Genomic DNA, 22122 nt, shown 5'->3' with positions numbered 1-22122 from the left:
GGTGACGACCATGGCCACCACGCTTGCCAAGGCTGCCGAGGGCACCGTAGCGGAGCACCCGCACGCCGCCGCCGCCCGCATCGAGCACGTCTCGAAGTCCTTCTCCGGCCCGGCCGGAACGCAGCTCGTCCTCGACGACATCAGCCTCGATGTCGCTCCCGGCGAGTTCGTCACCCTCCTGGGGGCCTCCGGGTGCGGCAAGTCCACCCTGCTCAACCTGGTCGCGGGACTCGACAAGCCGTCCGTCGGAACGATCGAGACCCCCGGCGGCCGGCCCGCGCTCATGTTCCAGGAACACGCCCTCTTCCCGTGGCTGACCGCGGGCAAGAACATCGAACTCGCCCTGCGCCTGCGCGGGGTTCCCAAGGCCGACCGCAAGCCGGAGGCCGAACGCCTGCTGGAGCTGGTCCGCCTCGGCGGCGCCCACGGCAAGCGCGTCCACGAACTGTCCGGCGGCATGCGCCAGCGCGTGGCCCTGGCGCGGTCGCTCGCCCAGGACAGCCGGCTGCTGCTGATGGACGAACCCTTCGCGGCCCTCGACGCCATCACCCGCGACGTGCTGCACGGCGAACTCACCCGCATCTGGACGGAGACGGGACTGTCGGTCCTCTTCGTCACGCACAACGTCCGCGAGGCCGTGCGCCTCGCCCAGCGCGTCGTCCTGCTCTCCTCCCGTCCCGGCCGGGTCGCCAAGGAATGGACCGTGGACATCGCCCAGCCGCGCCGCATCGAAGACGCGGACGTCGCCGAGCTGTCCCTTGAGATCACTGAACACCTGCGTGGGAGATCCGCCGCCATGGCCAGCACTGACACGAAGGCGAAGACGGACGACCTCGCCGGCCTCGAGGCCGGCCTCGACGCCCTCGACGCGGTCCAGACCCACCGCACCCCCGTCCGCGAGGTCCTCACCAAGAAGGTCCTCCCGCCGCTGCTGGCCGTCGCCCTCGTCCTGGTGGTCTGGCAGATCCTCGTCACGGCGAAGGTCACCGACGAGACCAAGCTGCCCGCCCCGTCCGCCGTGTGGGACAGCCTGTCCGACATGTGGCTCAAGGGCACACTGCTCGAGGTCATCTGGACCAGCGTCTCGCGCGGCCTGCTCGGCTTCCTGCTGGCCCTGGCCATCGGCACCCCGCTCGGCCTGCTCGTCGCCCGGGTGAAGTTCGTCCGCGCCGCCATCGGCCCGATCCTCCAGGGCCTGCAGTCCCTGCCCTCGGTCGCCTGGGTACCCCCGGCCGTCCTCTGGTTCGGCCTCAACGACGCCATGATGTACACGGTGATCCTGCTCGGCGCCGTCCCCTCCATCGCCAACGGCCTCGTCTCCGGCATCGACCAGATCCCCCCGCTGTTCCTGCGGGCCGGCCGCACCCTGGGCGCCACCGGCCTGCGCGGCGCCCGACACGTCGTCATGCCGGCCGCACTGCCCGGCTACCTCGCCGGCCTCAAGCAGGGCTGGGCCTTCTCCTGGCGCTCCCTGATGGCCGCCGAGATCATCGCCAGCTCCCCCGACCTCGGCCTCGGCCTCGGCCAGCTACTGGAAAACGGCCGCAACAACATCGACCTGCCCGGCGTCTTCCTCGCGATCCTCCTGATCCTCGTCGTCGGCATCGCCATCGACCTGCTGATCTTCAGCCCGGTCGAGCGGTGGGTGCTGCGCAGCCGCGGCCTGCTGGTCAAGAGCTGAGTCGGCCGCCGTGTCCCGCGCACTTCTGGTCATAGCCCACGGCAGCCGCGACCCGCGGCACGCGGCGACCGTGTCCGCCCTCGTCGGGCGGGTACGGGCGCTGCGGCCCGGACTGCGGGTGGAGACCGCCTTCCTGGACTTCAACGCCCCGACGGTCGCGCAGGCCCTGGCCTCGCTGTACCTGTCCGGCGTACGGGAGGTCGTGGCCCTGCCGCTGCTGCTGACGCGGGCCTTCCACGCGAAGGCGGACATCCCCGCGGTGCTCGCGGAATCCACCGCGCGCCTGCCCGGCGTCCGCGTGCGGGTGGCGGAGGTCCTCGGGCCCTCCCCCCTGCTCCTCTCCGCCCTGGAGCGCCGCCTCGCCGAGGCCGGCCTCACCCCGGCGGACCGGGCCACCACCGCGGTGGTGCTCGCGTCCGCCGGATCCTCCGACCCGGAGGCGATCGCAGTGATCGCTGAAATCGCGCGGGAGTGGCGGCACACCGGTTGGTGCGCCGTGCGGCCTGCGTTCGCCTCCGCTGCCCTGCCCCGTACGGAGGACGCCGTACGGGCCCTGCGCGCCGAGGGCGCCCGACGGGTGGCGGTGGCCCCGTACGTCATCGCCCCCGGCCGGCTCCCGGACCGCATCGTCGCCGGTGCCGAGGCGGCCGGCGCCGATGTGGTGGCCGACGTCCTCGGCGACGCCCCCGAACTGGCCCGCCTGCTCCTGCGCCGCTACGACGCGGCCGCCGCGGCGCCGGCGCTCGTCCCGGCCCTGACGGCGTAGCAGCCGGCGGCGGGCAGCCGGCCCCCGGTCAGGAGCCCGCGCGGGCCGCCGCCTCGTCGGCCAGGGCCGTCAGGTCCTCGATGGACATCGCGCCCGGGGGCAGGCCCTCGCGGGCGAAGATGTTCGCCGCGTGGCGGAGGGTGTCGTTCACCGGGGTCGGGACACCGTGGAGCCGGCCCAGGAGCGAGATCTCGCCGTTGAGGTAGTCCGCCTCCACCGAGCCCGTGCCCCGGGCCAGGCTCTGCCAGGACGAGCCGCCGCGGACGCCCTCCGGCTGGTTCACCTTGCCCTCGCGGGCCGCCGACTGCTCCGCCTCCGGGGTGTGGTCGATGCCGGCGGCGGCGTACGCGGCCTTGCCCTCGCGGATCGCCCGCACGAGCAGGGCAGCCTTCGCCGGGTCCGGTTCGGGGCCGGTGGTGGCCTGGATCGCGTTGCCGAGGTTGCCGAGCAGCTTGGCGTACTTCCACCGCATCACGTCCTCGACCACGGGCGCCGCGAAGCCCGCCTTCTCCAGGTCGGCCGCGATCTCCCGGATCCGTCGATCGGCGCCCCCGGCGGCCTTCCCCAGGTGCAGGATGCCGGTCAGCGGCGCACAAAGCGCCTCGACGACACCGGGCTCCAGGAAGGTCGCCGGGAGCCAGACGCACACCCCGTACGCGCGCGCGAAGCGCCGTAGGGCCAGGCGTTCGCTCTCCACCCCGTTCTGCGCGCACAGCAGCGGCAGCCGCTGCGCCGCCGTACCACCGCCGGCGACCTCCGCGTCGCCCCAGGTGTCGAGGGCGGCGATGGCGTCCTGGGTCTTGACGGTGAGCACGAGTACGTCGTCGGGGCGCAGTTCGCCGAGTTCCGCCGGGCCGGTGACGACGGGGAGCCGGTGGACGCGGGTGCCGTCGGCGGTGGTGAGGCGCAGCCCGTCGGCGCGCAGCGCCTCGGCGTGCGCGCCGCGCGCGACGAGGACGACCTCCCGCCCCGTCTCCGCGAGCCGCCCGCCGATGGTCGCGCCGATCGCCCCGGCGCCGATGATGAGGTAACGCATGGACAGAGCCTGGCACACCGCCGGCGCGGGGCCGAGGCCGGGCTGCCGGGCCGAGAGCCGGGCCTGGCTTGGCCAGGCCAGGCCAGGCCAGGCCAGGCTCAGCTTCCCGTCAGTTCGACCAGCTTCACGACGGTGTTCCAGTTGCGGGTGGTGACGTCGAGGCCCTTGACGACGGCGGGGCGGGCCAGGGCATCGGCCAGCCTGGAGCGACCCAGGCCGTCGGGGGCGTAGAGGTAGAGGGCGCAGTCGCCGAGGCGGAACTCCTCGGGGAGGAAGGCCGCCTGGTCGAGGGTGGCGAAGCGCTCGGGGGCGGGCTGCCGCGAGAAGAAGGTGACGTGGAGTTGTCTGCCCTCCAGTTCGGCGGCCGGGAAGGGGCAGGCGTCGGCGACGGCGCGCAGGTGCGGCCCGTCGACGACCAGGCAGGCCACGGGGAAGCCGAAGTGGGCCTCGATGGCGCTCTCCAACTCGCGGGCGAGGTCGTCCGGGTCGGTGCGGGGGCTCGCGAAGACGACGTTGCCGCTCTGGAGGTAGGTGCGTACGTCCGTGTGGCCGAGGCCCTCCAGGACCGTACGCAGCTCGGCCATCGGAACCTTCTTCTTCCCGCCGACGTTGATGCCCCGCAGCAGCGCCGCGTAGGTGGTGGGGGCGGGCTTCTTGGTGGTCATGCGCGCACCTTAGGGGGTGCCTGTGACAGTTCGACCTCGATGAGGTCGGCGGCCTGGCGGGTGCCTCCTTCGGCGGCCATCGTGGCGCGCACGGCCTCGGCGCGTACGCGGACCTCGGGATCGGCGAGGAGTTCCAGAACGGCCGCCTTGAGGGTGGCGGCGTCGGCCTGTTCCGTCGGAACGTGGCGGGCCACGCCGAGGGAGACGAGCATCTCGGCGTTGCCGAACTGGTCGACGGCCTGCGGGACGGCCACCATCGGGGTGGCGGTGGCGAGGCCTTCCTGGCTGCCGCCGGCGCCGGCGTGGGTGATGAAGGCGTCGGCCTGGCGCAGGATGTCGAGCTGCGGAACCCAGCGGTGGACCTCGACGTTGTCGGGGATCTCGCCCAGTTCGGCCTCGTCGGTGAACTTGCCGATCTGGAGGACGACGTGCCAGTCGGGCAGGCCGCCGAAGGCCTCGACGCAGGCGCGGTAGAAGGCGGGCTGCTTGGTGAAGGTGGAGCCGAGCGAGACCAGCAGCACCTTCCTGCCGTCGGCCGAGGCCGGTCGCTCCCAGCTGCCGTCGGTGGCGGTGCGGTCGCTCTGGCAGGCGCCGACGAAGGTGTGCACGGACGGGTCGACGCGGTCGGCCTGGGGCTGGAGGGCGCGCGGGATGAGCACGATGCTGCGGCGCGGACGGCCCTGGAAGCGGTTGACGTCGTCGTCGAGGCCGTTCTCGGTGAGCCAGGCCGCGAACCGGGCGTAGTACGCCCGCCCGCGCTCGGACGCCATCACCTGGGCGACCATCGGCTCGCCCACTTCCTGCTCGTACCCCTCCCAGGCGACGAGGTTCGGGGAGAGCGAGACGGCGGGGACGCCCCAGCGGTGGGCGAGGACGCGGGCCGGGTAAGAGGTGATGTCGTGGAGGACGAGGTCGGGCTCGTCGCCCTCGAAGGCGGCGGCGAGCTGCGGCAGCGCCTGGACGGCGTCGTTCAGGAAGGGCTCCAGGTTGTCGATCAGTTCGGTGCCCCAGGCCTCCGGATCGTCGTCGGTGGGGAGCGTCGAGGTGTAGATCACCGGGGTGGCGCCGGTCTCGGCGACCTTGTTGGCGAAGGAGGCGGGGATCGCGTAGCTGACGCGGTGGCCCCGCGCGACGAGTTCCCGGATCACTTCGATGCTCGGGTTGACGTGGCCGTGGGCGGCGATGGAGAACATGGCGATGTGGGCGGGCCTGGCGGGCCGGGCAGTTGTGGTCATGCACACCACCATAACGAGACGAGACGTCTCGTGCAACGTTTTCGGGATGCGAGACTGTGCGCACTGATGATCGGGATCGGGACCGGGATCGGGATCCGACGAAGGATGAGACGAGCGGCATGGACGAGGCGTGGGCCAGGGACGTACTGACGCGGGCGGGCCTGACCGGGCCCGGTACGGCGGCCGAGCTGCTCGCCTTCGGCGAGAACGCCGTCTTCGCGGTCGGCGACCTGGTGGTGAAGGTGGGTCGGGAGGCGGGGCTGCTGGAGCGGGCGGGGCGGGAGTTGGCGGTGGCCGGCTGGCTCACGGCGGCGGGCGTCCCGGCGGTCCGGGCGGCCGAGACGTCGCCCCGACTGGTCGACGGGCACCCCGTGACCCTGTGGCACCGGCTGCCGGCTGCCGTACGCCCGGCCGGCCCGGAGGACCTCGCGGCGCTGCTGAAGCCGCTCCACGCCCTGCCCGCGCCCCCGTTCGCGCTGCCCGCGCGGGACCTGTTGGGCGGGGTCGAGCGCTGGCTGCGGCTGGCCGGTGACGCCGTGGACCCCGAGGACGCCGCCTACCTGCGGGCCCGCCGCGACGCCTACGCCGGCGAGGTGGCCGCGCTCACCCCGCACCTGGAGCCGGGCGCCATCCACGGCGACGCCCTGCCCCGCAACGTCCACGTCGGCCCGGACGGACCGGTCCTGGTCGACCTGGAGACCGTTTCGGGCGACCTGCGCGAGCACGACCTCGTCGTGATGGCCCTGTCCCGCGACCGGTACGGCCTGCCCGAGCCCGCCTACGACTCCTTCGTCGCCGCCTACGGGTGGGACGTACGCGACTGGGACGGCTGCGCCGTCCTGCGCGGCGCCCGCGAGACGGCGAGCTGCGCCTGGGTCGCCCAGCACGCGCCGGCGAATCCGCAGGCCCTGGCCGAATTCCGCCGCCGCGTGGCCTCCCTGCGGGACGGGGACACCGAAATGCGCTGGCACCCCTTCTGAGCGGGGTACCAAGGTGCCTCGATGAAACTACGCCTCTCCCTGCACCAAGCCCGGCCCGGCCCCCGGCCGGGGCGCTGCTGCTCGACGCCGACCGGTGGCTGAACGCGTACCTCGACCAGGACGCGGCCCGGTTCCTCGCCGGGCTGTGGAGCCTGGCCGCGACCTCGCCGCGCTCGCTGATCCACCTGCCGCTGCGCGGCTCCCCGCACGCGGCCGGGGAGCGCCCGCTCGATCTGGTGCTGCTGCACCGGTCGCTCCCCTTCGCGCCGTCCCGCTGGAAGGAACTGCGCGCCCGGCTCGGGCCCGGCCGGCCCCGGACGGTCGAGCTGCCCGGCCCGGTGGCGGGCGAGTGATCCGGCCGGCCGCCCGGTCCCGCCTGGCAGGAGCGGTACCTGTTCCGGCAACACGTCCACGCCGACACGCTCTTCATGAGCGGCACCGATCGGGCCTTCCGGGACAACGGCCGGGCTCTTCGCCGAGGTCGCCCGCGAGAGCCCCCGTCAGGCGCTCGCGTTCCCCGACCGGCACTACTGCCGGAGGCTCTACCCCTGCGCGCGGGAGCCGCGCGGAGCCCGCGAACTCCACATCGAGTACCGGGAGCGGTGGGACGCCTGACGCCCCTCAGGACGTCTCGCCGGGCGTCCTCTGCGCCGGTACGAGGCCCCGCAGCGGCCACGCCGGGTCGATGACCGCGTCCGGGCTGCCCTGTCTGCGCAGGTAGGACTGGAAGTCGCGGGCCCAGCGGGCGTGCCAGGTGCTCTGCCGGTCGTGGAGGTCCGCCGGGGTCATGCCGGCCACCTCCGGGTGTCGGACGGCTATGGCCCGCGCGACCTGTACGGCCGCCAGCGCGTCGGCGCCCGCGTCGTGCGCGGCCTCCAGGGTGACCCCGTACACCCCGCACACCGCCTCCAGGGTCCGCTTGCCCCGCCGGTAGCGGTCCACGGCCCGGTCGATGGTCAGCGGGTCGATCACCGGCCCCGTCGCGGACCCGCCCAGCCGGTCGGCCAGCGAGGGCAGCCCGTACCGGACCAACTCCGCCGTCAGCAGGCTCAGGTCGAACGCCGCGTTGTACGCGACCACCACCGCGCCCGAGCGCCAGTGCCCGACCAGCGCCCGCGCCACCTCGTCGGCGACCTCCCGCGCCGGGCGGCCTTCGGCGGCGGCCCGCTCGGTGCTGATGCCGTGGATGGCCGACGCCTGCTCCGGGATGGGTATGCCCGGGTCCGCGAGCCAGCCGCGCCGGTCCCGTACCTCACCGCCGCGCACCTCGATCACCGCGGCCGTCACGATCCGGGACTCGCCCGGCTCCGTACCGGTGGTCTCCAGGTCGAATCCGATCAGTGCTCCCCCGTGCCACGCCTCCATGAAGCGTCCTCCCCCGTGTCTCGGTCAACGCGTTTCAGCCTGCCACGCGCCACTGACACCCCGGTCGCCGGGGCCGCGGGAGCCCCGGGAGGGACGGCCCGCCCGGGTTCACGACACCGGCCGGGAGTCCTCCCACACCGACTCGAACTCCTCCCGGTAGGTCGTGAACAGTCCGTGGTCGGCGTCCTTCGGTACCCCGCGCCCGCCCCCGCGCAGGACCAGCACCGGCGATTCCATGCCCCGGGCCCGCCGCAGGTACGACTGGACCACCGCGATCCCCGAGGACTCCCCCTCCACCAGGTAGGCGGTGAAGCGGGGCGTCTCGTCGAAGACGTGGATGTCGAAGCGCGAGGGGTCCTTGAGCCCGGCCCGCACCCGGCGCACGTGCAGGATGTTCATCTCCACCGACCGGCTCAGCTCGCCCTTGCGCAGGCCGAGCTCCCGCTCGCGCCGTTTGACGGCGCTGCTGGCCGGGTTCAGGAACAGCAGCCGCACCCGGCAGCCGGCCTCGGTGAGCCGGACGAGGCGGCGGCCGGAGAAGTTCTGCACCAGCAGGTTGAGGCCTATCCCGATGGCGTCCAGCCGGCGCGCGCCCCCGAACAGGTCCTCCGCTGGCAGCTGCCGCTGGAGGCGCACCCGGTCGGGGTGGACGGAGATGACGTCGGCGTACCGGTCGCCGACCAGGTCCTCGACGGCGTCGATGGGCAGCCGGTTCGCCGAGGGGCTGCCCGATCCGGCGCCGAGCACCTCCAGCAGCCGCGCCGAGGCGCGCTCCGCCTGTTCCAGTACGGCGCGCGACAGGGCGCGGTTGCGGGAGACGACGTTGCGGGTGACCTCCAGCTCGTCGAGGGCCAACTCGATCTCGCGCCGGTCGTCGAAGTACGGCTCGAAGCAGGGCCAGTGTTGGACCATCAGCTCACGCAGCTGCGGCAGCGTCAGAAAGCTGAGCACGTTGTCGTCGGCCGGGTCGAGGAGGTAGCCCTTGCGGCGGCTGACCTCGCGGACGGCCACCGCCCGCTGCACCCACTCCTGCCCGGCGGGCCCGGCGGCCGCGACGACCCAGTCGTCGCCGCCGTGCACGGGCTCGTAGATCGGGCGCAGCACGGCGCCGACGACGGACCGCAGCCGCTGTTCGATGAGATTCAGCCAGATGTACGCACGGCCCGCGCGCTGGGCCCGCGTACGGACCTCGCTCCACGCGTCCGCGCCCCAGTCCAGCTCGGCGCCGGCGCGCGCGTCACCGGCCGTCGGCGCGGTCAGCGACACCGTCCCGGCCGCCACCGCCCCTGACACACCCCCAGGGGCGTCCGCCGGGCCGCCCTCGTGACCGCTGTCACCAGGGGGCAGCTCCAGACCTCCCGAGCTCACCCGTGCACCGCCTTCTGCGTCTGGACGCCCGTCTCCAGTGATCACGGAAGGGTACTCCGCGCGCGCGGCCCGACGCAGCCCGAAGTCGCCCCCGGGTGACCCTACGACCGGTGGGCGGATAGTCCGTTGACTCATTATGTGATGCCACGACAGTCCGCTGACCCGACGGTCCACTCACCGGGTCACCCGGTTGCAGCAACCCAAGTCCCCGCTTGGCGGCCTTCTTTCGGGGAAGATCTGCCTGTGACGTGATCCACGCCGGATCAGTCCCGATAGTGAGGGGAAGTGTCGTTGTCGATGCAGGTCTGGCCGGGACAGGCGTATCCCCTGGGTGCCACCTACGACGGCGCCGGCACCAACTTCGCGGTGTATTCGGAGGCCGCGCGACGGATCGAGCTGTGCCTGTTGCACGACGACGGCTCGGAGACGGCCGTCGAACTGCGCGAGACGGACGCCTTCGTCCGCCACGCCTACCTCCCCGGGGTCATGCCCGGTCAGCGCTACGGCTTCCGCGTCCACGGGCCCTACGAGCCCGAGCGCGGGCTGCGCTGCAACGCGGCGAAGCTGCTCCTGGACCCGTACGCGCGGGCCATCAGCGGCAGTGTGCGGTGGGGTGAGGAGGTCTACGGCTATCACTTCGGCCGGCCGGACTCGCGCAACGACCTGGACTCGGCTCCGCACACGATGAGTTCGGTCGTCGTGAACCCGTACTTCGACTGGGCCAACGACCGGCCGCCGCGCCACGAGTACCACCACACCATCCTTTACGAGGCGCATGTCAAGGGATTGACGATGCGTCATCCCGAGCTGCCGGAAGAACTGCGCGGAACCTACGGGGCCTTGGCGCATCCGGCGGTGATCGGACACCTGACGAAGCTGGGCGTGACGGCGCTGGAACTGATGCCCGTGCACCAGTACGTCAACGACCACCGCCTGGTCAACGACGGGCTCAGCAACTACTGGGGCTACAACACCATCGGCTTCTTCGCCCCGCACAACGGCTACGCCTCCGGCGATCGGGGCCAGCAGGTGCTGGAGTTCAAGTCGGCGGTACGGGCGCTGCACGAGGCGGGGATCGAGGTCATCCTCGACGTGGTCTACAACCACACCGCCGAGGGCAACCACCTGGGTCCGACCCTGTCTTTCCGGGGACTGGACAACGCCTCCTACTACCGGCTGGCGGACGACCCCCGGCACTACATGGACACCACCGGCACCGGCAACTCGCTGCTGATGCGCTCCCCGCACGTCCTCCAGCTCATCATGGACTCCCTGCGGTACTGGGTGACCGAGATGCACGTGGACGGTTTCCGCTTCGACCTCGCGGCGACGCTGGCCCGGCAGTTCCACGAGGTCGACCGGCTCTCCTCGTTCTTCGACCTGGTGCAACAGGATCCGGTCGTCAGTCAGGTGAAGCTGATCGCCGAGCCCTGGGACCTGGGCGAGGGCGGCTATCAGGTGGGGAACTTCCCGCCGCTGTGGACCGAGTGGAACGGCAAGTACCGCGACACCGTACGGGACTTGTGGCGCGGGCAGCCGCGCACCCTCGCGGAGTTCGCGGGTCGACTGACCGGCTCCTCCGACCTGTACCAGGACGACGGGCGGCGCCCGCTGGCCTCCGTCAACTTCACCACCTGCCACGACGGTTTCACCCTGCACGACCTGGTCTCGTACAACGAGAAGCACAACGAGGCCAATCGTGAGGGCAATCGGGACGGCGAGAGCCACAACCGGTCCTGGAACTGCGGCGTGGAGGGGCCGACCGAGGACCGCGAGGTGCTGGAGCTGCGCGAGCGTCAGATGCGGAACTTCATCGCCACGCTGATGCTCTCGCAAGGCGTGCCGATGATCAGCCACGGCGACGAGTTCGCCCGCACCCAGGGCGGCAACAACAACGCCTACTGCCAGGACAACGAACTGTCGTGGATCACCTGGCCGGAGCCGGGCAAACCCCCGCCGGGGCTGCTGGAGTTCACGCGCCGTATGGTGTGGCTGCGCCGCGACCACCCGGTGTTCCGGCGGCGGCGCTTCTTCCACGGCCGGCCGGTGGAGGGCACGCACGACGAGCTGTCCGACATCGCCTGGTTCACCCCGCACGGCGAGGAGATGCGGGCCCGGGACTGGCAGGCGCAACACGCGCGGGCGTTGACGGTGTTCCTCAACGGCGAGGCCATCTCCGAGCCCGGCACGCGCGGGGAGCGGATCACCGACGACTCGTTCCTGCTGATGTTCAACGCGGGCGCCGACCCGCAGGAGTTCACCGTGCCGCCCGGACACGGCGCGCACTGGCGGGTCGTCGTCGACACGGCGCGGGCGGACGTGCTGCCACCCGGCACCGGACCGCAGTTCGCGGCCGGGGACCGGGTGGCGCTGACAGGACGGTGTCTGGTCGTGCTTCAGCGCCCGGCGTAGGCGGTCGACCCTTCCGGGGAAGCCCGGCCCGAGTCCGGGGCGTCCGTCGCGGTTCGGGCCCCGGCGGGGGTCACCGCGTGCGAGCGAGCGGCGGGCACGCGGGTGATCAGGGCCAGGCACAGGCAGAGCGCGGCGGCGACGCCGACCACGGCGAAGGCGCCGGCGGGCCCGTACCGCTCGGCGAGCCGTCCCGAGACGGCGAGGGAGACGGCCTGGCCGGCGACCAACGAGCTGGCGGCGAAGGCCATCGACTCGGCGAGCCGGACGGGCTCCACCGACCGCTCCGTGAGCGCGAACGCGGTGATCAGGTGCGGGGCGCAGGCGGCCCCCAGGACGGTGACGACGACGTACAGCGACAGCAGGGTGTCGGTGAAGAGCAGCGGCACCGACAGGGCGAGCCCGGCGGCGGTGGCGACCCGCCAGCGCAGCCGCAGCCCGAAACGGGCCGGCAGCGCGCCCATCGCCAGCCCGACGCCGGCGCTGACCACGCCCAGGGCGGCGTAGACCATGCCGGCCTGGCCGGGCACCCCCAGCCGGGCGGTGAGCGCGGCGATTCCGGCCTGGCAGGCGCCGAACATGGCGCCCTGGAGGAACAGCGAGCCCCGGACGGCGTACACCACGGCCGGCGGCCGGACCCGACGGCCCGCCGCACGGACGGGCGCGGGCGAACCCGCCGTGACGGCCGCGCTCGGGTGCAGGGCGAAGACGGTGCCGAACACGGCCACCAGGGCGGCGGCGCCGCCGAGCGCGAAGGCCGGGTGGGCGAGGAGCGCGGCCATGCCCACCAGGGCGGGGCCTATGACGAACGAGACCTCGTCCAGAGTGCCTTCGAGCGAGTGGATCGCGCCCACGACCCCCTCGTCGGCCTTGGCCCGGTGGGCGAGCGCCACCGAGCGGCTGCGGGCGAGGGGGCCGACCAGTGGGACGGACGCGCCGGTGACGGCGCCGATGGCGGCCAGGGCGCCCGTGCCGAGGTGGCCGAGGGCTCCCGCGACCAGCGCGCCGGTGGCCACCGCGTTGACGGCGGCGGCGACCAGGAGGACGGGCCGCTGCCCGTGGCGGTCGGCCAGCCGGCCGAGTACGGGTCCGAAGACGACCTGGCCGGCGGAGAGGGTGCCACCGACGATGCCGGCGGTGGCGAGGGAGCCGCTGGTCTCGGCGACCAGCAGGACGCTCCCGAACTGGGCCATCGCGACGGGCAGTCGGGCGAAGAACGATACGAGCGGCAGTAGGGGCCCGGTCAGGGCGATGACTTTTCGATAGGTGTCGACGGTTCCACGCACTCGATGAACGTTAACGCGGCGCAGTCACCCGAACGCATTGGGTCATGGCACGGAATCGCGCGTACGGGGTACGTACGTTCTCATGACCCAGCAGTACGCCGGCACGACATCGGACCATGATGTTCCGACACCCGACACCCCCACGTCCACCTACCGTCTCCAACTGCACCCCGGTTTCCCCTTCGCGGCGGCCGAGGCGGCCGTCCCGTACCTCGCCTCCCTCGGCGTGTCGCACCTGCACCTGTCCCCCGTCCTGGAGGCGGTGCCCGGCTCCACCCACGGCTACGACGTCACCGACCACTCCCGGGTCCGCGACGAGCTGGGCGGCGAGGAGGGGCTGCGGGCGCTCGCCGCCTGTGCGCGGGCGCACGGGCTGGCCCTGGTGCTCGACATCGTCCCCAACCACATGGCGGTACCGACGCCGCTACGACTCAACCGGCCGCTGTGGGAGGTGCTCCGGGAGGGGCCGGATTCCCCGTACGCCCGCTGGTTCGACATCGACTGGCGGGCGGGGGGCGGGCAACTGCTGCTGCCCGTACTCGGCGAACCCCCACGGAGGCCTGATGAGTGGACGGTCGACGCGGCGGCCGGGGTACTGCGCCACGGCCGACCGGGGGCGCCGCCCAGGGAGTTCCCGCTGCGCGCGGGGACCGAGCGGCTGCCGCTGCCCGCGCTGCTGGCCGCGCAGTGGTACCGGCCGGCCTGCTGGCGGGAGGCGCGTACCGGCCTCAACTACCGCCGGTTCTTCACCATTTCGGACCTGATCGGAGTGCGCGTCGAGCATCCCGAGGTGTTCGCCGCCACGCACGCGAAGGTGCTGGAACTGGTCCACGACGGGGTCGTCCGGGGTCTGCGGATCGACCACGTGGACGGACTGGCGGATCCCGAGGCGTACCTGCGGCGCCTGCGGGCGGAGGTGGGCGACGACTGCTGGGTGGTGGTGGAGAAGATCCTCGCCCGCGAGGAACGGCTCGCGCCCGATTGGCCGGTGGCCGGCACCACCGGCTACGACGCCCTGCACCGGCTCGACGGACTGCTCACCGACCCGGCGGGAGTGGCCCAACTGGCCGCTCGGTACGCACGGTTGGCCGATACTCCCGACTGGGAGGAGACGGCCGCGACGGCCGCGCGCGAGGTGCTCACCGGGGACCTGGCCGCCGAACTGGCCGCCCTGGAACGCCGCAGCGGCTCCGATCTCGCCCCTGCCGTACGGGAGTTGCTGATCGCCTACCCCGTCTACCGCCCCTATCCCGGCGGCCCGGGGCCCTCGGCCCGTGCCCTGGAGCGGGCGGCCGTTCGGGCCGGCGCGGACGCGGTGGAAGGCGTACGGGACCTGCTGCTGCGGGATCCGGCCTTCGCGGCACGCTTCGCCCAGACCTCGGCGGCGCTGCGCGCCAAGTCCCTGGAGGACCGGGCCTTCTACCGCTGGGCCCCGCTGCTGTCGGCCAACGAGGTCGGCGGGGAACCGGGCGGCCCCGGCGTCGAGCCCGAGGAGTTCCACGCGTACTGCGCGCACCTGGAGCGGGACTGGCCGGCCACCGGGACGGTGCTCTCCACGCACGACACGAAGCGCAGCGCGGACGTACGGGCCCGGATCGCGGTCCTCTCGCAGGCCCCGGAGGCGATGGACGGGGCGGGACCGGCGGCGGACGGGCTGGATCCGCAGCTCCGCTGGGTGGCCCGGCAGAGCGCGATCGGGCTCGGCGACGCCCCCGAGCGGGCCGCCCGGCTGGCGGCGGCCCTGCTGAAGTCGGCCCGGGAGGCGGGGCTGCGCACCTCGTGGACCGACCCCGACGAGGCGTACGAGGCCCGCGTCCCGGAGCTGGTGCCCCCGGCCCCGGCGGAGCTGCCGCCCGCGCTGGAACGTGCGGCCCGCGCCAACCTGCTCGGGGCCACCCTGCTCCACCTGGCGATGCCCGGGGTGCCGGAGGTCTACCAGGGCGCGGAGGCCGAGTTCCGGGCCCTGGTCGATCCGGACAACCGCCGCCCCGCCGTCTTCCCCCGGGAGGCCCTGGCGGCCCTGGACGCGGGCTCCGACCCGAGGGACGTCTCCGAGGAGAAGCTCGCCCTGACGGCGACCCTGCTGCGGCTGCGCCGCGACCGCCCCGCACTGTTCCGCGGCTACACCCCGCTCCGGGCGGAGGGGCCGGCGGCGCGGCACCTCGTGGCCTTCACCCGCTCCCCCGACCTGCTGGTCGCCGTCACCCGACTGTCGCACCGGCTGGCCGGCTCCGGCGGTTGGCGCGACACCCGCCTGCCCCTGCCCCCGGGCGACTGGCACCCCGTCACCCCCGCCGCCGGCGGCACCCCACACCGGGGTACCCCGCTGGTGGCCACCCTCCTGGCCGCCCACCCGGTGGGCGTATGGCTCCGCGGCTGAAACGCCACGCCGCCCGGTGGCGGACGCTACGCTTCCCTCCACCCGGACCGGGGGCTCCGCGCGCCGGGTGGAGGGGGCGAGGAGATGCCGACCGAGACACCCGACGTACCACGGCAGCGGTACCACCTACACGATGCCTGGGACGAGCACGAATCGGTCACCTACTGGATCGCCTACGACCGCACGACGCGACGCGAGGTGTTCATCCAGCAACTGCACGCCCAGACGGCACCGGCCCACAAGGGGAGCGGGCCGCGGGCGCGCGGGCACGAGAGGAAGGCAGCGGCCCGGACCGGCGGGAAGGCCGGCCCGGCCGCCGGCAAGGGGTCCGCCGCTCCGGGCGACCGCGCGGACGTCTTCCCGCCGGTGGCCCCGGGCTCCCTGTTACAGCAGGTCCACGCCGCGTCCGCGACCGGTGAGAGCCATCTGCTCGCCGTCCACGACATGTTCGAGCGGGACGGTTCACTGTGGGTGGTGATGGATCCCGTCCAGCCCTTCTCGCTGCACCAACTGATGCGGGACCAAGGCCGGATGGGCGCCTCGGAAGTCTCCCACCTGGGCGCCGAACTGGCGGTGGCCCTCGGTGAATTGCACGACGCCGGCCTCACCCACGGCCGGATCGACCCCCGTAACGTCTTCTTCCGCGCCGACCGCACCCTGGCCCTCGCCGGCTACGGGTCGAAGCCCCCGACCGACCAGGACGATGGACCGTGGGTGCGCACCTGGCGCCCCGACTCGCGCTACACCGCACCGGAGTTGGCCGATCGCACGGCCGCCCTCCCCCCGATCCCCACCCGCTCGGCGGACCTTTGGGCGATGGGCGTGATCCTCCACGAGATCACCACCGGCCGGCGCAGCCTCCTGTACGGGCCGCTGCGACGGTTCCGATGGATCCGGAAGGTCCACGACGCCCGTCCGCCCACGGTGGCCAAGCAACCCGAACTCACGCTTCTGCTCGCCCTGTTGCTCTCGCCGCACCCCGGCGCACGTGGCTCGGCGGGCACCGCCGCGGTCTCCCTCGACCGACTCACCCACGAGCACGAACCACCGGCCGCCGGCCACTGGGCCGTCCCCAACCGGGCTCCGCGCACCCCGTGGCAGAAGGTACGCGAGCTGTTGGTGCAGACGTTCACCACCGCCACCAGCCGGGCGGTCGCCGCCTTCATCACGGGTGTGCTGGTCACCATCATCACCCTCTTCGGATGGCACCTGGTCACCCGGCCCTCGCCGCCCGACGCGGAGACCGCCGTACTGGCCGCACTCGTGTTCGGCCTCGCCTATGGGACCGTACGGGTCCTGGGTCAGATCTGCTGGCACGGCCTGGCCCTGGTGCGCCCGCGTTTTCGCCCACCCGCCGGCCCGCCACCGCCGGACAGGCGCCCCGCCGCAGGGGCCCCGGGCACGGAACGGGCCCCCGGCGAGGGCGCCCCGGACGACGGGGTCCCGCCCGGCCTCCCGGCCTGCACGCCCCGGCTCGTGCTGCGCTGGGCCCCGGTCCGCGTGGGGTCGCCCGTACGACTGGAGTTCACCCTCGACGTGCCCGCCGGCCACCCGTGGCACCGCGAGCCCGGGGAGGCCGAGCCCCCGGCGGAACTCATGCTGGTGGCCTCCACCCTCGCGGCCGGAGCCATCCTCACGCCGGCCCTCCTGGCCTACCGGGTGCAGGACCCCGAAGCGGGCCCGGCCGGCTTCGAGTTCACCGCCCTGGAATCCGGCGCCCACGTCGTACGCATCACGGTCTACGAGCGGCTGCACGGCGTGGTGCTCCAGGAACTGCACGCGACACTGTTGAGCGAGGAGCCCGCCCTCCTCGGCCCGGCCCGGCACGAGGCCACGGGGAGCTGAACCCTTGGACGTCGAGCTCGACCTGACCACGCCCCAAGACCCTTCGGAGCGCTACCGGCGGCTGCCGGAGCAACCCGCCTGCGGCCCCAGGGAACTGGTCGTCACCCTGCGTCATCCGGCTCGGGGACTGGTCACCCTCTCCCTGTGGGGCGACCCCGAGATCATTCCGCAGCCCAGCAACGGCTCGCACTATGCCGTGCTGGAGACCAGTGCCGAGGAACTGCAGGGACTGGCCTCCCGACTGATGTCCCGCTGGCAGGTCTTCGTCGACCACCAGCCGGAGGCCCCGCCGAACCGTCCACTGGACGAGCTGCCCTTCCAACGCCTCGCCGACCTCAGCCGACGCCCCGCCGCCGAGGTGCTGTCCCACGTGTCCGACCTGGCCGAGGAGGGCTGGTACCTACTGGACACCCTGCTCACCGGGCACGCTCCCGAACTCCGGGCGCTGCGCGAGCGATTGCTGGGGGTGCTCGCCCGCCGGGACCTGCGTATCCGTTTCGAGTCGGACGTGGACCTTCCCTGGCCGATGCTGGCCTTGGACCCGACCCTCGACCCGACCCTCGACCCGACCGACGTCATCGCCGACACCGGTGTCGACCCCTTCGACTCCTTCCTGGGCCACCGCCACCAACTTGAGGCACTGTCACGCACCTACCCCACCAACTACTGGTACGTCGCCCGGAACCCCCGCCCCGTCGCCAGCATCAACGTCGACGAGGAACTGGTGGCCGTGGCACTGGCCGCCGATGTGCACAAACTCCTCGACGACCGCACCGAGTTGAGCGAACGCTTCTTCGGTACGGACCTCCTCGCGGACCTACGGCAACCGGTCCTCGCCGAGGACCTCATGTACTTCTACTGCCATGGCCGTTACACGCGGCAGGGCGACCAGACCTGGCAGGAGATCCGTCTCAGCGACCCCCTGCCCATCGACGCCCGCCACGTGGACCGCTTCCGCAAACCGCACACGGAGCACAACGCCCGCGACGGCACCGTGTCCCTCTTCCACCCCATGGTCCTGCTCAACGCCTGCTTCGCCGGCGCCCCGGCCACCACCGGCCACACCGGCATCGCGACCGCCCTGATCAGGCACGGCGCCACTGGAGTCCTCGCCCCTCACATCAAGATGCCGCAAGTCTTCGGCGCCGAGTTCGCCCTGCGCTTCCTGACCCGCTACGTCGTGGACGGCCTGCCCGCCGGGCAGGCCGTGCTGGAGACGGTGCGCTGGTTCGCGGCCGAATACCGCAACCCATTGGCCCTCACCTACAGCCTCGTCTGCGGCCTCGACAGCCGTCTGGCCGCCGCACGCCCGGAAGGACCGACCCCCCGATGAGCACCCGACGCCCTTTGGACACCGGCCGCCCCCGACCGACCCGCCGCCACCTCACCCTCCACCCCGCCCGGCACCCACGGTCCGCTCCCCCGCCACCGGACGCGCTGATCACCGTCGACCTCGACACCGACGGATGGCTGCTCTCCCACGCCACCGGCCGCCGCGTCCGCGCCGACCGACTGGCCGACCACCTGTCCGGCCGGCTCTCCCCGCCGCCCTGGGCGACCGACATCATCGTCCACGTCCACGGCTGGCAGACCAGCCCCGCCTCCGCCGTCCGCGGCGCACAGCGCCTCCTGACCCTCATGTCCTCCCAACGCGGCACCCGTGCCGCGCTCTACCCACGCCTGCGCGAAGAGCGATGGGCCCCCTGGACGGTCGTCGTCCGCTGGCCGTCCTCGTCACTGCCCACCCAGGGCGGCTACGAGAGGATCCGGCAACGGGCGCACACCATGAGCACCGCCGGCACCGGCTACGCCCCGCACGTCCTGGGACACCTCCTGGGCTACCTCCACACCGAGCGCGGCAACCCGAAAGCGAAGACCCTGCAGACCAGGGACGGCCGGTACCTGCACCTGATCGGGCACTCCTTCGGCGGACGCTTCCTGTGCGAGGCCGTGACCCGGGCGGCCGACGCCGCGCACGGCTCCACCCTCGGCTGGAGCACCGCCACCCACCCGTCGCGTCCCTTCACCGTGGACTCCCTCACCGTCTTCCAGATGGCGGCTCCCCGAACCGCCTTCGATTCCACCTTCCGCCGGCTGCGCCCCGGCCCCCTCGGTCACACCTCACCCGTCGGCGGACCCATGGTGTTCACCCACTCCCGCCACGACCGGGCGACGGGCTTCTGGCACCTCCTGGGCGAAGGCCGCTCGGGCATCGGCCACTCCGGAATGCGCCTGACCTCACCGCCCGGCGAGCCGCTCCCGACCGAACCGACCGCAGCCCCCGACGTGTGGTCGACGCGGCTGCTGCGCGCCGACACCCCGTACCCGCTCACGTCCCTGGACCACACCTTCGTCAACGTCGACGCGAGCTGGCGCTACCGCAGCACGCGGATCAACCCCGTCGGCGCCCACTCCGACTTCTACCACCCCGAATCGGCCCACCTGCTCCTCAGCCTCGCCGAGCACTCCCGACCGGCCCCGACGTAGCCGGAAGCGGGGGCGGGGGGTGTCACGGCGGGGCGGCCCACCCGCACCCCGCCCCCCAATCCCACCTCCCGAGCAGTACTCCTCGCCTTCAGCGGGCATGGCATCCGGTGTGACCTTCCTCCGTGACATGCGTTATCCCAGCCCCCGTGAACTCGCCCTGGCCGCGCGGGCGCTGGCGCATGAGCATCCCGGGCTCGTGCGGCTCCGGCAGGCCGGGGTCTCCCGGGCGGGGCGGCCGCTGTGGCTGCTCAGTGTGGCCCGGCGGCGGGGCGGGGGGCCGCGCGAGGTGCTCGTCGTCGCCGGGGCCCATGCCAACGAGCCCGTCGGCGGGGCCACCGCGTTGGACCTGGCCCGGCGGGTGATCCGGGCGGGCGGCGGTGACGCCGGCTGGCACTTCCTGTTGTGCGCCGACCCGGACGGGGCCGCCCTGCACCGCACCCCGCGCCCGTACTCCCTGGCGGACTACCACCGGAACTTCTTTCGGCCGCCCGGACCCGAACAGCCCGAGTGGGCGCCCTCGCTGCTTTCCCCGGACCGGCTCCCGCCCGAGACGGTCGCGTTGGGCGCGCTCATCGACGAGCTGCGACCCGTACTCCAGGTGTCGCTGCACGGAACCGATCTCGGCGGGTCCTGGGTACAGCTGACCCGGGACATCCCCGGCCTCGCCGAGCCGTTCGGGGCCTCGGCCGCCGAGCTGCGGATCCCGGTGGAGACCGGGGCTTCGGACGCCGCCGGATGGCCCTCCCCCGGGCCCGGGATCTTCGTCATGCCGGAGCGGGAACTCCCGGCCGGGGCCTTCCACCCGGACGACGTGCGGCTCAGTACCTGGTACCGCGCCCACCGCCACCAGGGCACCACCGCGATCGTGGAGGTGCCGATGTGGGCCTCCGCCCGGGTGGACGACCCCACCCCGCATCCCGACCCCCGGGGCGCGCTGCGGATGCTCGCGGAGCGGCTCACGGAGGAGTCCGCGCGGGTGGCCCGTCTGCGGGACGGGATCCGGGGCGGGTCGCGGTGCGCGGGTCCGGGTGCGGCGTTGCTGCGTGCCGTGGACTGGACGCTCGGGCTGATCCCGTCCGTGGCGGCGCAGTGGACGGGCGCCTGCGCTCCGGTCGAGGCCACGGCGGCGTCCATCGGCAGCATCGACGCCTTCGGGCGCCGGCTCTCGCTGCGCGCGGCGGCGATGCTGCTGCGGGTCCTGCGGGCGGAGGGGCATCCGTCGGCGCCGGGGTTGGACCGGTTGGTGACGGGGTGGTGCGAGGAGTTCGCGGACCGCTTCCAGGCCCGGTGGGTGCCCGTCGCCACTCAGGTGGAGCACCAGTCGCGGACGGTCCTGGCGGCGTACGAGCGGCTGAGCGACGTCCACCCCTTCCCGCAAGGCGAGACGTTACGTCTCGACATGCCTCCCACCCTCGATCCACGCTGATGATCCACACTGAACACGTGCCTGGGCCCGGTCCTTTCGCCCCGCTACACCGGCCACGCGTACCGCCGCTTGGGCCGGGACGTGGCCCCCAGCCGGTCGTAGAAGCCGATGGCGCCCTCGTTCCAGTCGGGCGTCTGCCATTCGACGTGGGCCAGGCCCCGCTCCCGGGCGAGGTCCGCGACGCCGGCCATGAGGGCGGCGCCGAGGCCGTGCCCCCGGGCCTCCTCGGCGAGGTAGAGGCAGTCCATGTGCAGGTAGGGCCCGGCGTCCCAGAAGGAGAACTCCTCGGAGCAGGCCGCGTATCCGGCCACCGCACCCTCGGGGTTCTCGGCCAGCAGCACCCACAGCCGGGGCGCGTCCCCGAAAAGGTGGGGCGCGAGTCGGTCGGCGAGGCCGTCGGGGCGGGGCGCGGCCCGCTCGTAGGCGATGTGCTCGTGGATGAGCGTGACCAGACGGAGGAGGTCCTCGGGGCGGGCGGGGCGGACGACGGGGGTCATGGACGTCATGGACGTCATCCTGGGTCACCCGGCGCCGGCCGGCTCCACCCGCCCCCGGCTCAGTTCGCGCTGAGCCGGAAGGTCATGTTCCCGAAGCCGATCTGGTCGCCGTCACGGACCACCGCCGCGCCCGTCACCCGGCGGCCGTTGACGGTGGTGCCGTTGGTGGAGCCGAGGTCGGTGAGGATCCACATGCCGTCGCGCAGCCCGAGCTCGGCGTGGGCCCGCGAGACCGTCGTGTGGCTGAGCCGCAGTCCGTTGCCCGGGTCGCGGCCGATCCGCAGGGGGCCCGCCGCCGGGTGCGGGAGCAGCAGCTTCGGCAGGCGTTCGGCCTGCCAGGCACGGCGGACCCCGGCGGACACGGCGGAGGCGCGGCCCACCCACCCGAACAGTCGACGGCTCCACGCCCCTTCGGCGCCCGCGACGCCCTCGCGGGTCTGGAGGTCGGCGAGGAGCACGGCGAGGTCCTCGGCACGACGGGCGACCAGGGCCAGTTCCATGCGGCGCATGAAGGTGTCGTGCGAGAGCCGGCCGAGGGCGGCGCCCTCTCTGAGCTGCCCCAGCGCCCGGTCGCGCTCGGCGTCGGTGAGCCGCGGGGCGGGGTAGGCGGGGAACTCGAAACTCGACGTCACAGGGTGATTGTCGGCCCGTCGGGTGCGGAGTGTCCAGAACTCCCCCGGCGTCGGCGGAATGATG

Annotated in this window: 17 protein-coding genes and 1 pseudogene; 10 read left to right on the top strand and 8 right to left on the bottom strand. The window is 73.4% G+C overall.

Annotated elements, in window-relative coordinates; genetic code table 11:
• Positions 1–10: 10 nt before the first annotated feature.
• From M4D82_RS26475 to M4D82_RS26465, 3 genes and pseudogenes are all read left to right on the top strand, one after another.
• Positions 11–472: pseudogene (locus tag M4D82_RS26475) on the top strand (ABC transporter ATP-binding protein); the annotation flags it as partial.
• 324 nt (positions 473–796) lie between these two features.
• Positions 797–1681: an ABC transporter permease gene (locus M4D82_RS26470; RefSeq protein WP_249770018.1), complete on the top strand. Its 885-nt coding sequence runs from the start codon at positions 797–799 to the stop codon at positions 1679–1681.
• Between the two features lie 10 nt (positions 1682–1691).
• On the top strand, positions 1692–2447 hold the full coding sequence (locus M4D82_RS26465; protein ID WP_249768433.1) for a sirohydrochlorin chelatase: 756 nt from the start codon (positions 1692–1694) through the stop codon (positions 2445–2447).
• Between the two features lie 28 nt (positions 2448–2475).
• Here the strand turns inward: M4D82_RS26465 and M4D82_RS26460 are convergent, their stop codons facing one another.
• The 3 genes from M4D82_RS26460 to mgt form a co-directional block, all read right to left on the bottom strand.
• Positions 2476–3483, bottom strand: a complete 1008-nt coding sequence (locus M4D82_RS26460; protein WP_249768431.1) for a ketopantoate reductase family protein — start codon at positions 3481–3483, stop codon at positions 2476–2478.
• 98 nt (positions 3484–3581) lie between these two features.
• Positions 3582–4148 carry a DUF1697 domain-containing protein gene (locus M4D82_RS26455; RefSeq protein WP_249768430.1) on the bottom strand — a complete coding sequence of 189 codons (567 nt, stop codon included), beginning with the start codon at positions 4146–4148 and terminating at the stop codon, positions 3582–3584.
• On the bottom strand, positions 4145–5383 hold the full coding sequence (gene mgt, locus M4D82_RS26450; RefSeq protein ID WP_502989006.1) for a macrolide-inactivating glycosyltransferase: 1239 nt from the start codon (positions 5381–5383) through the stop codon (positions 4145–4147). The genes M4D82_RS26455 and mgt overlap by 4 nt, the downstream gene beginning before the upstream one ends.
• A gap of 119 nt (positions 5384–5502) precedes the next feature.
• On the opposite strand from mgt, the gene M4D82_RS26445 reads away from it, so the two are divergent.
• Entirely contained in the window at positions 5503–6363 is an 861-nt protein-coding gene (locus M4D82_RS26445) for a phosphotransferase enzyme family protein (RefSeq protein ID WP_249768428.1), read from the top strand.
• A 621-nt stretch (positions 6364–6984) separates the two neighbouring features.
• Here M4D82_RS26445 and M4D82_RS26440 read toward each other — a convergent pair.
• Both M4D82_RS26440 and M4D82_RS26435 read right to left on the bottom strand, forming a co-directional pair.
• The gene (locus M4D82_RS26440; RefSeq protein ID WP_249768426.1) at positions 6985–7728 is read right to left on the bottom strand and encodes a 3'-5' exonuclease; all 744 of its coding nucleotides are present in this window, start codon (positions 7726–7728) and stop codon (positions 6985–6987) included.
• A 108-nt stretch (positions 7729–7836) separates the two neighbouring features.
• A complete protein-coding gene (locus M4D82_RS26435) occupies positions 7837–9096 on the bottom strand; it encodes a DUF5919 domain-containing protein (protein WP_249768425.1) in 1260 nt (419 codons plus the stop codon).
• Between the two features lie 297 nt (positions 9097–9393).
• On the opposite strand from M4D82_RS26435, the gene glgX reads away from it, so the two are divergent.
• Entirely contained in the window at positions 9394–11508 is a 2115-nt protein-coding gene (gene glgX / locus M4D82_RS26430) for a glycogen debranching protein GlgX (protein ID WP_249772171.1), read from the top strand.
• On the opposite strand, the gene M4D82_RS26425 is transcribed toward glgX, so the two are convergent.
• Positions 11493–12791 (bottom strand): MFS transporter, encoded by a 1299-nt coding sequence (locus tag M4D82_RS26425; protein ID WP_249768423.1) that lies wholly within the window; start codon positions 12789–12791, stop codon positions 11493–11495. The two genes, glgX and M4D82_RS26425, sit on opposite strands and share 16 nt — an antisense overlap.
• 82 nt (positions 12792–12873) lie before the next feature.
• On the opposite strand from M4D82_RS26425, the gene treY reads away from it, so the two are divergent.
• The 5 genes from treY to M4D82_RS26400 all read left to right on the top strand — a co-directional run bounded on the left by treY (position 12874) and on the right by M4D82_RS26400 (position 20929).
• Positions 12874–15171 (top strand): malto-oligosyltrehalose synthase, encoded by a 2298-nt coding sequence (gene treY / locus M4D82_RS26420; RefSeq protein WP_249768422.1) that lies wholly within the window; start codon positions 12874–12876, stop codon positions 15169–15171.
• 84 nt (positions 15172–15255) lie between these two features.
• Positions 15256–17016 (top strand): protein kinase domain-containing protein, encoded by a 1761-nt coding sequence (locus M4D82_RS26415; protein WP_249768421.1) that lies wholly within the window; start codon positions 15256–15258, stop codon positions 17014–17016.
• 4 nt (positions 17017–17020) lie between these two features.
• Positions 17021–18349, top strand: coding sequence for a hypothetical protein (locus tag M4D82_RS26410; RefSeq protein ID WP_249768420.1), 1329 nt, complete (start codon positions 17021–17023; stop codon positions 18347–18349).
• A complete protein-coding gene (locus tag M4D82_RS26405) occupies positions 18346–19503 on the top strand; it encodes a hypothetical protein (RefSeq protein WP_249768419.1) in 1158 nt (385 codons plus the stop codon). The genes M4D82_RS26410 and M4D82_RS26405 overlap by 4 nt, the downstream gene beginning before the upstream one ends.
• A 127-nt stretch (positions 19504–19630) precedes the next feature.
• Positions 19631–20929 carry a M14 family zinc carboxypeptidase gene (locus M4D82_RS26400; protein ID WP_502989005.1) on the top strand — a complete coding sequence of 433 codons (1299 nt, stop codon included), beginning with the start codon at positions 19631–19633 and terminating at the stop codon, positions 20927–20929.
• A 44-nt stretch (positions 20930–20973) separates the two neighbouring features.
• Here M4D82_RS26400 and M4D82_RS26395 read toward each other — a convergent pair whose 3' ends face one another.
• Positions 20974–21435 carry a GNAT family N-acetyltransferase gene (locus tag M4D82_RS26395; protein ID WP_249768417.1) on the bottom strand — a complete coding sequence of 154 codons (462 nt, stop codon included), beginning with the start codon at positions 21433–21435 and terminating at the stop codon, positions 20974–20976.
• 50 nt (positions 21436–21485) lie between these two features.
• Positions 21486–22058: an FHA domain-containing protein gene (locus tag M4D82_RS26390; RefSeq protein WP_249768416.1), complete on the bottom strand. Its 573-nt coding sequence runs from the start codon at positions 22056–22058 to the stop codon at positions 21486–21488.
• Between the last annotated feature and the right edge of the window lie 64 nt (positions 22059–22122).

The sequence above is a fragment of the Streptomyces sp. RerS4 genome, from assembly GCF_023515955.1.
In the GTDB taxonomy this organism is placed as follows: domain Bacteria; phylum Actinomycetota; class Actinomycetes; order Streptomycetales; family Streptomycetaceae; genus Streptomyces.
This window is presented reverse-complemented; position numbering and strand designations above follow the sequence as displayed.

What these genes read in the sequence shown, in the direction of transcription:
- M4D82_RS26445 (WP_249768428.1), top strand. Translation starts at nt 5,503, where the DNA reads ATGGACGAGGCGTGGGCCAGGGACGTACTGACGCGGGCGGGCCTGACC.
- M4D82_RS26415 (WP_249768421.1), top strand. Translation starts at nt 15,256, where the DNA reads ATGCCGACCGAGACACCCGACGTACCACGGCAGCGGTACCACCTACAC.
- mgt (WP_502989006.1), bottom strand. Translation starts at nt 5,383, where the DNA reads ATGACCACAACTGCCCGGCCCGCCAGGCCCGCCCACATCGCCATGTTC.
- M4D82_RS26460 (WP_249768431.1), bottom strand. Translation starts at nt 3,483, where the DNA reads ATGCGTTACCTCATCATCGGCGCCGGGGCGATCGGCGCGACCATCGGC.
- treY (WP_249768422.1), top strand. Translation starts at nt 12,874, where the DNA reads ATGACCCAGCAGTACGCCGGCACGACATCGGACCATGATGTTCCGACA.
- glgX (WP_249772171.1), top strand. Translation starts at nt 9,394, where the DNA reads ATGCAGGTCTGGCCGGGACAGGCGTATCCCCTGGGTGCCACCTACGAC.
- M4D82_RS26400 (WP_502989005.1), top strand. Translation starts at nt 19,631, where the DNA reads ATGCGTTATCCCAGCCCCCGTGAACTCGCCCTGGCCGCGCGGGCGCTG.
- M4D82_RS26470 (WP_249770018.1), top strand. Translation starts at nt 797, where the DNA reads ATGGCCAGCACTGACACGAAGGCGAAGACGGACGACCTCGCCGGCCTC.
- M4D82_RS26405 (WP_249768419.1), top strand. Translation starts at nt 18,346, where the DNA reads ATGAGCACCCGACGCCCTTTGGACACCGGCCGCCCCCGACCGACCCGC.
- M4D82_RS26455 (WP_249768430.1), bottom strand. Translation starts at nt 4,148, where the DNA reads ATGACCACCAAGAAGCCCGCCCCCACCACCTACGCGGCGCTGCTGCGG.
- M4D82_RS26395 (WP_249768417.1), bottom strand. Translation starts at nt 21,435, where the DNA reads ATGACGTCCATGACCCCCGTCGTCCGCCCCGCCCGCCCCGAGGACCTC.
- M4D82_RS26440 (WP_249768426.1), bottom strand. Translation starts at nt 7,728, where the DNA reads ATGGAGGCGTGGCACGGGGGAGCACTGATCGGATTCGACCTGGAGACC.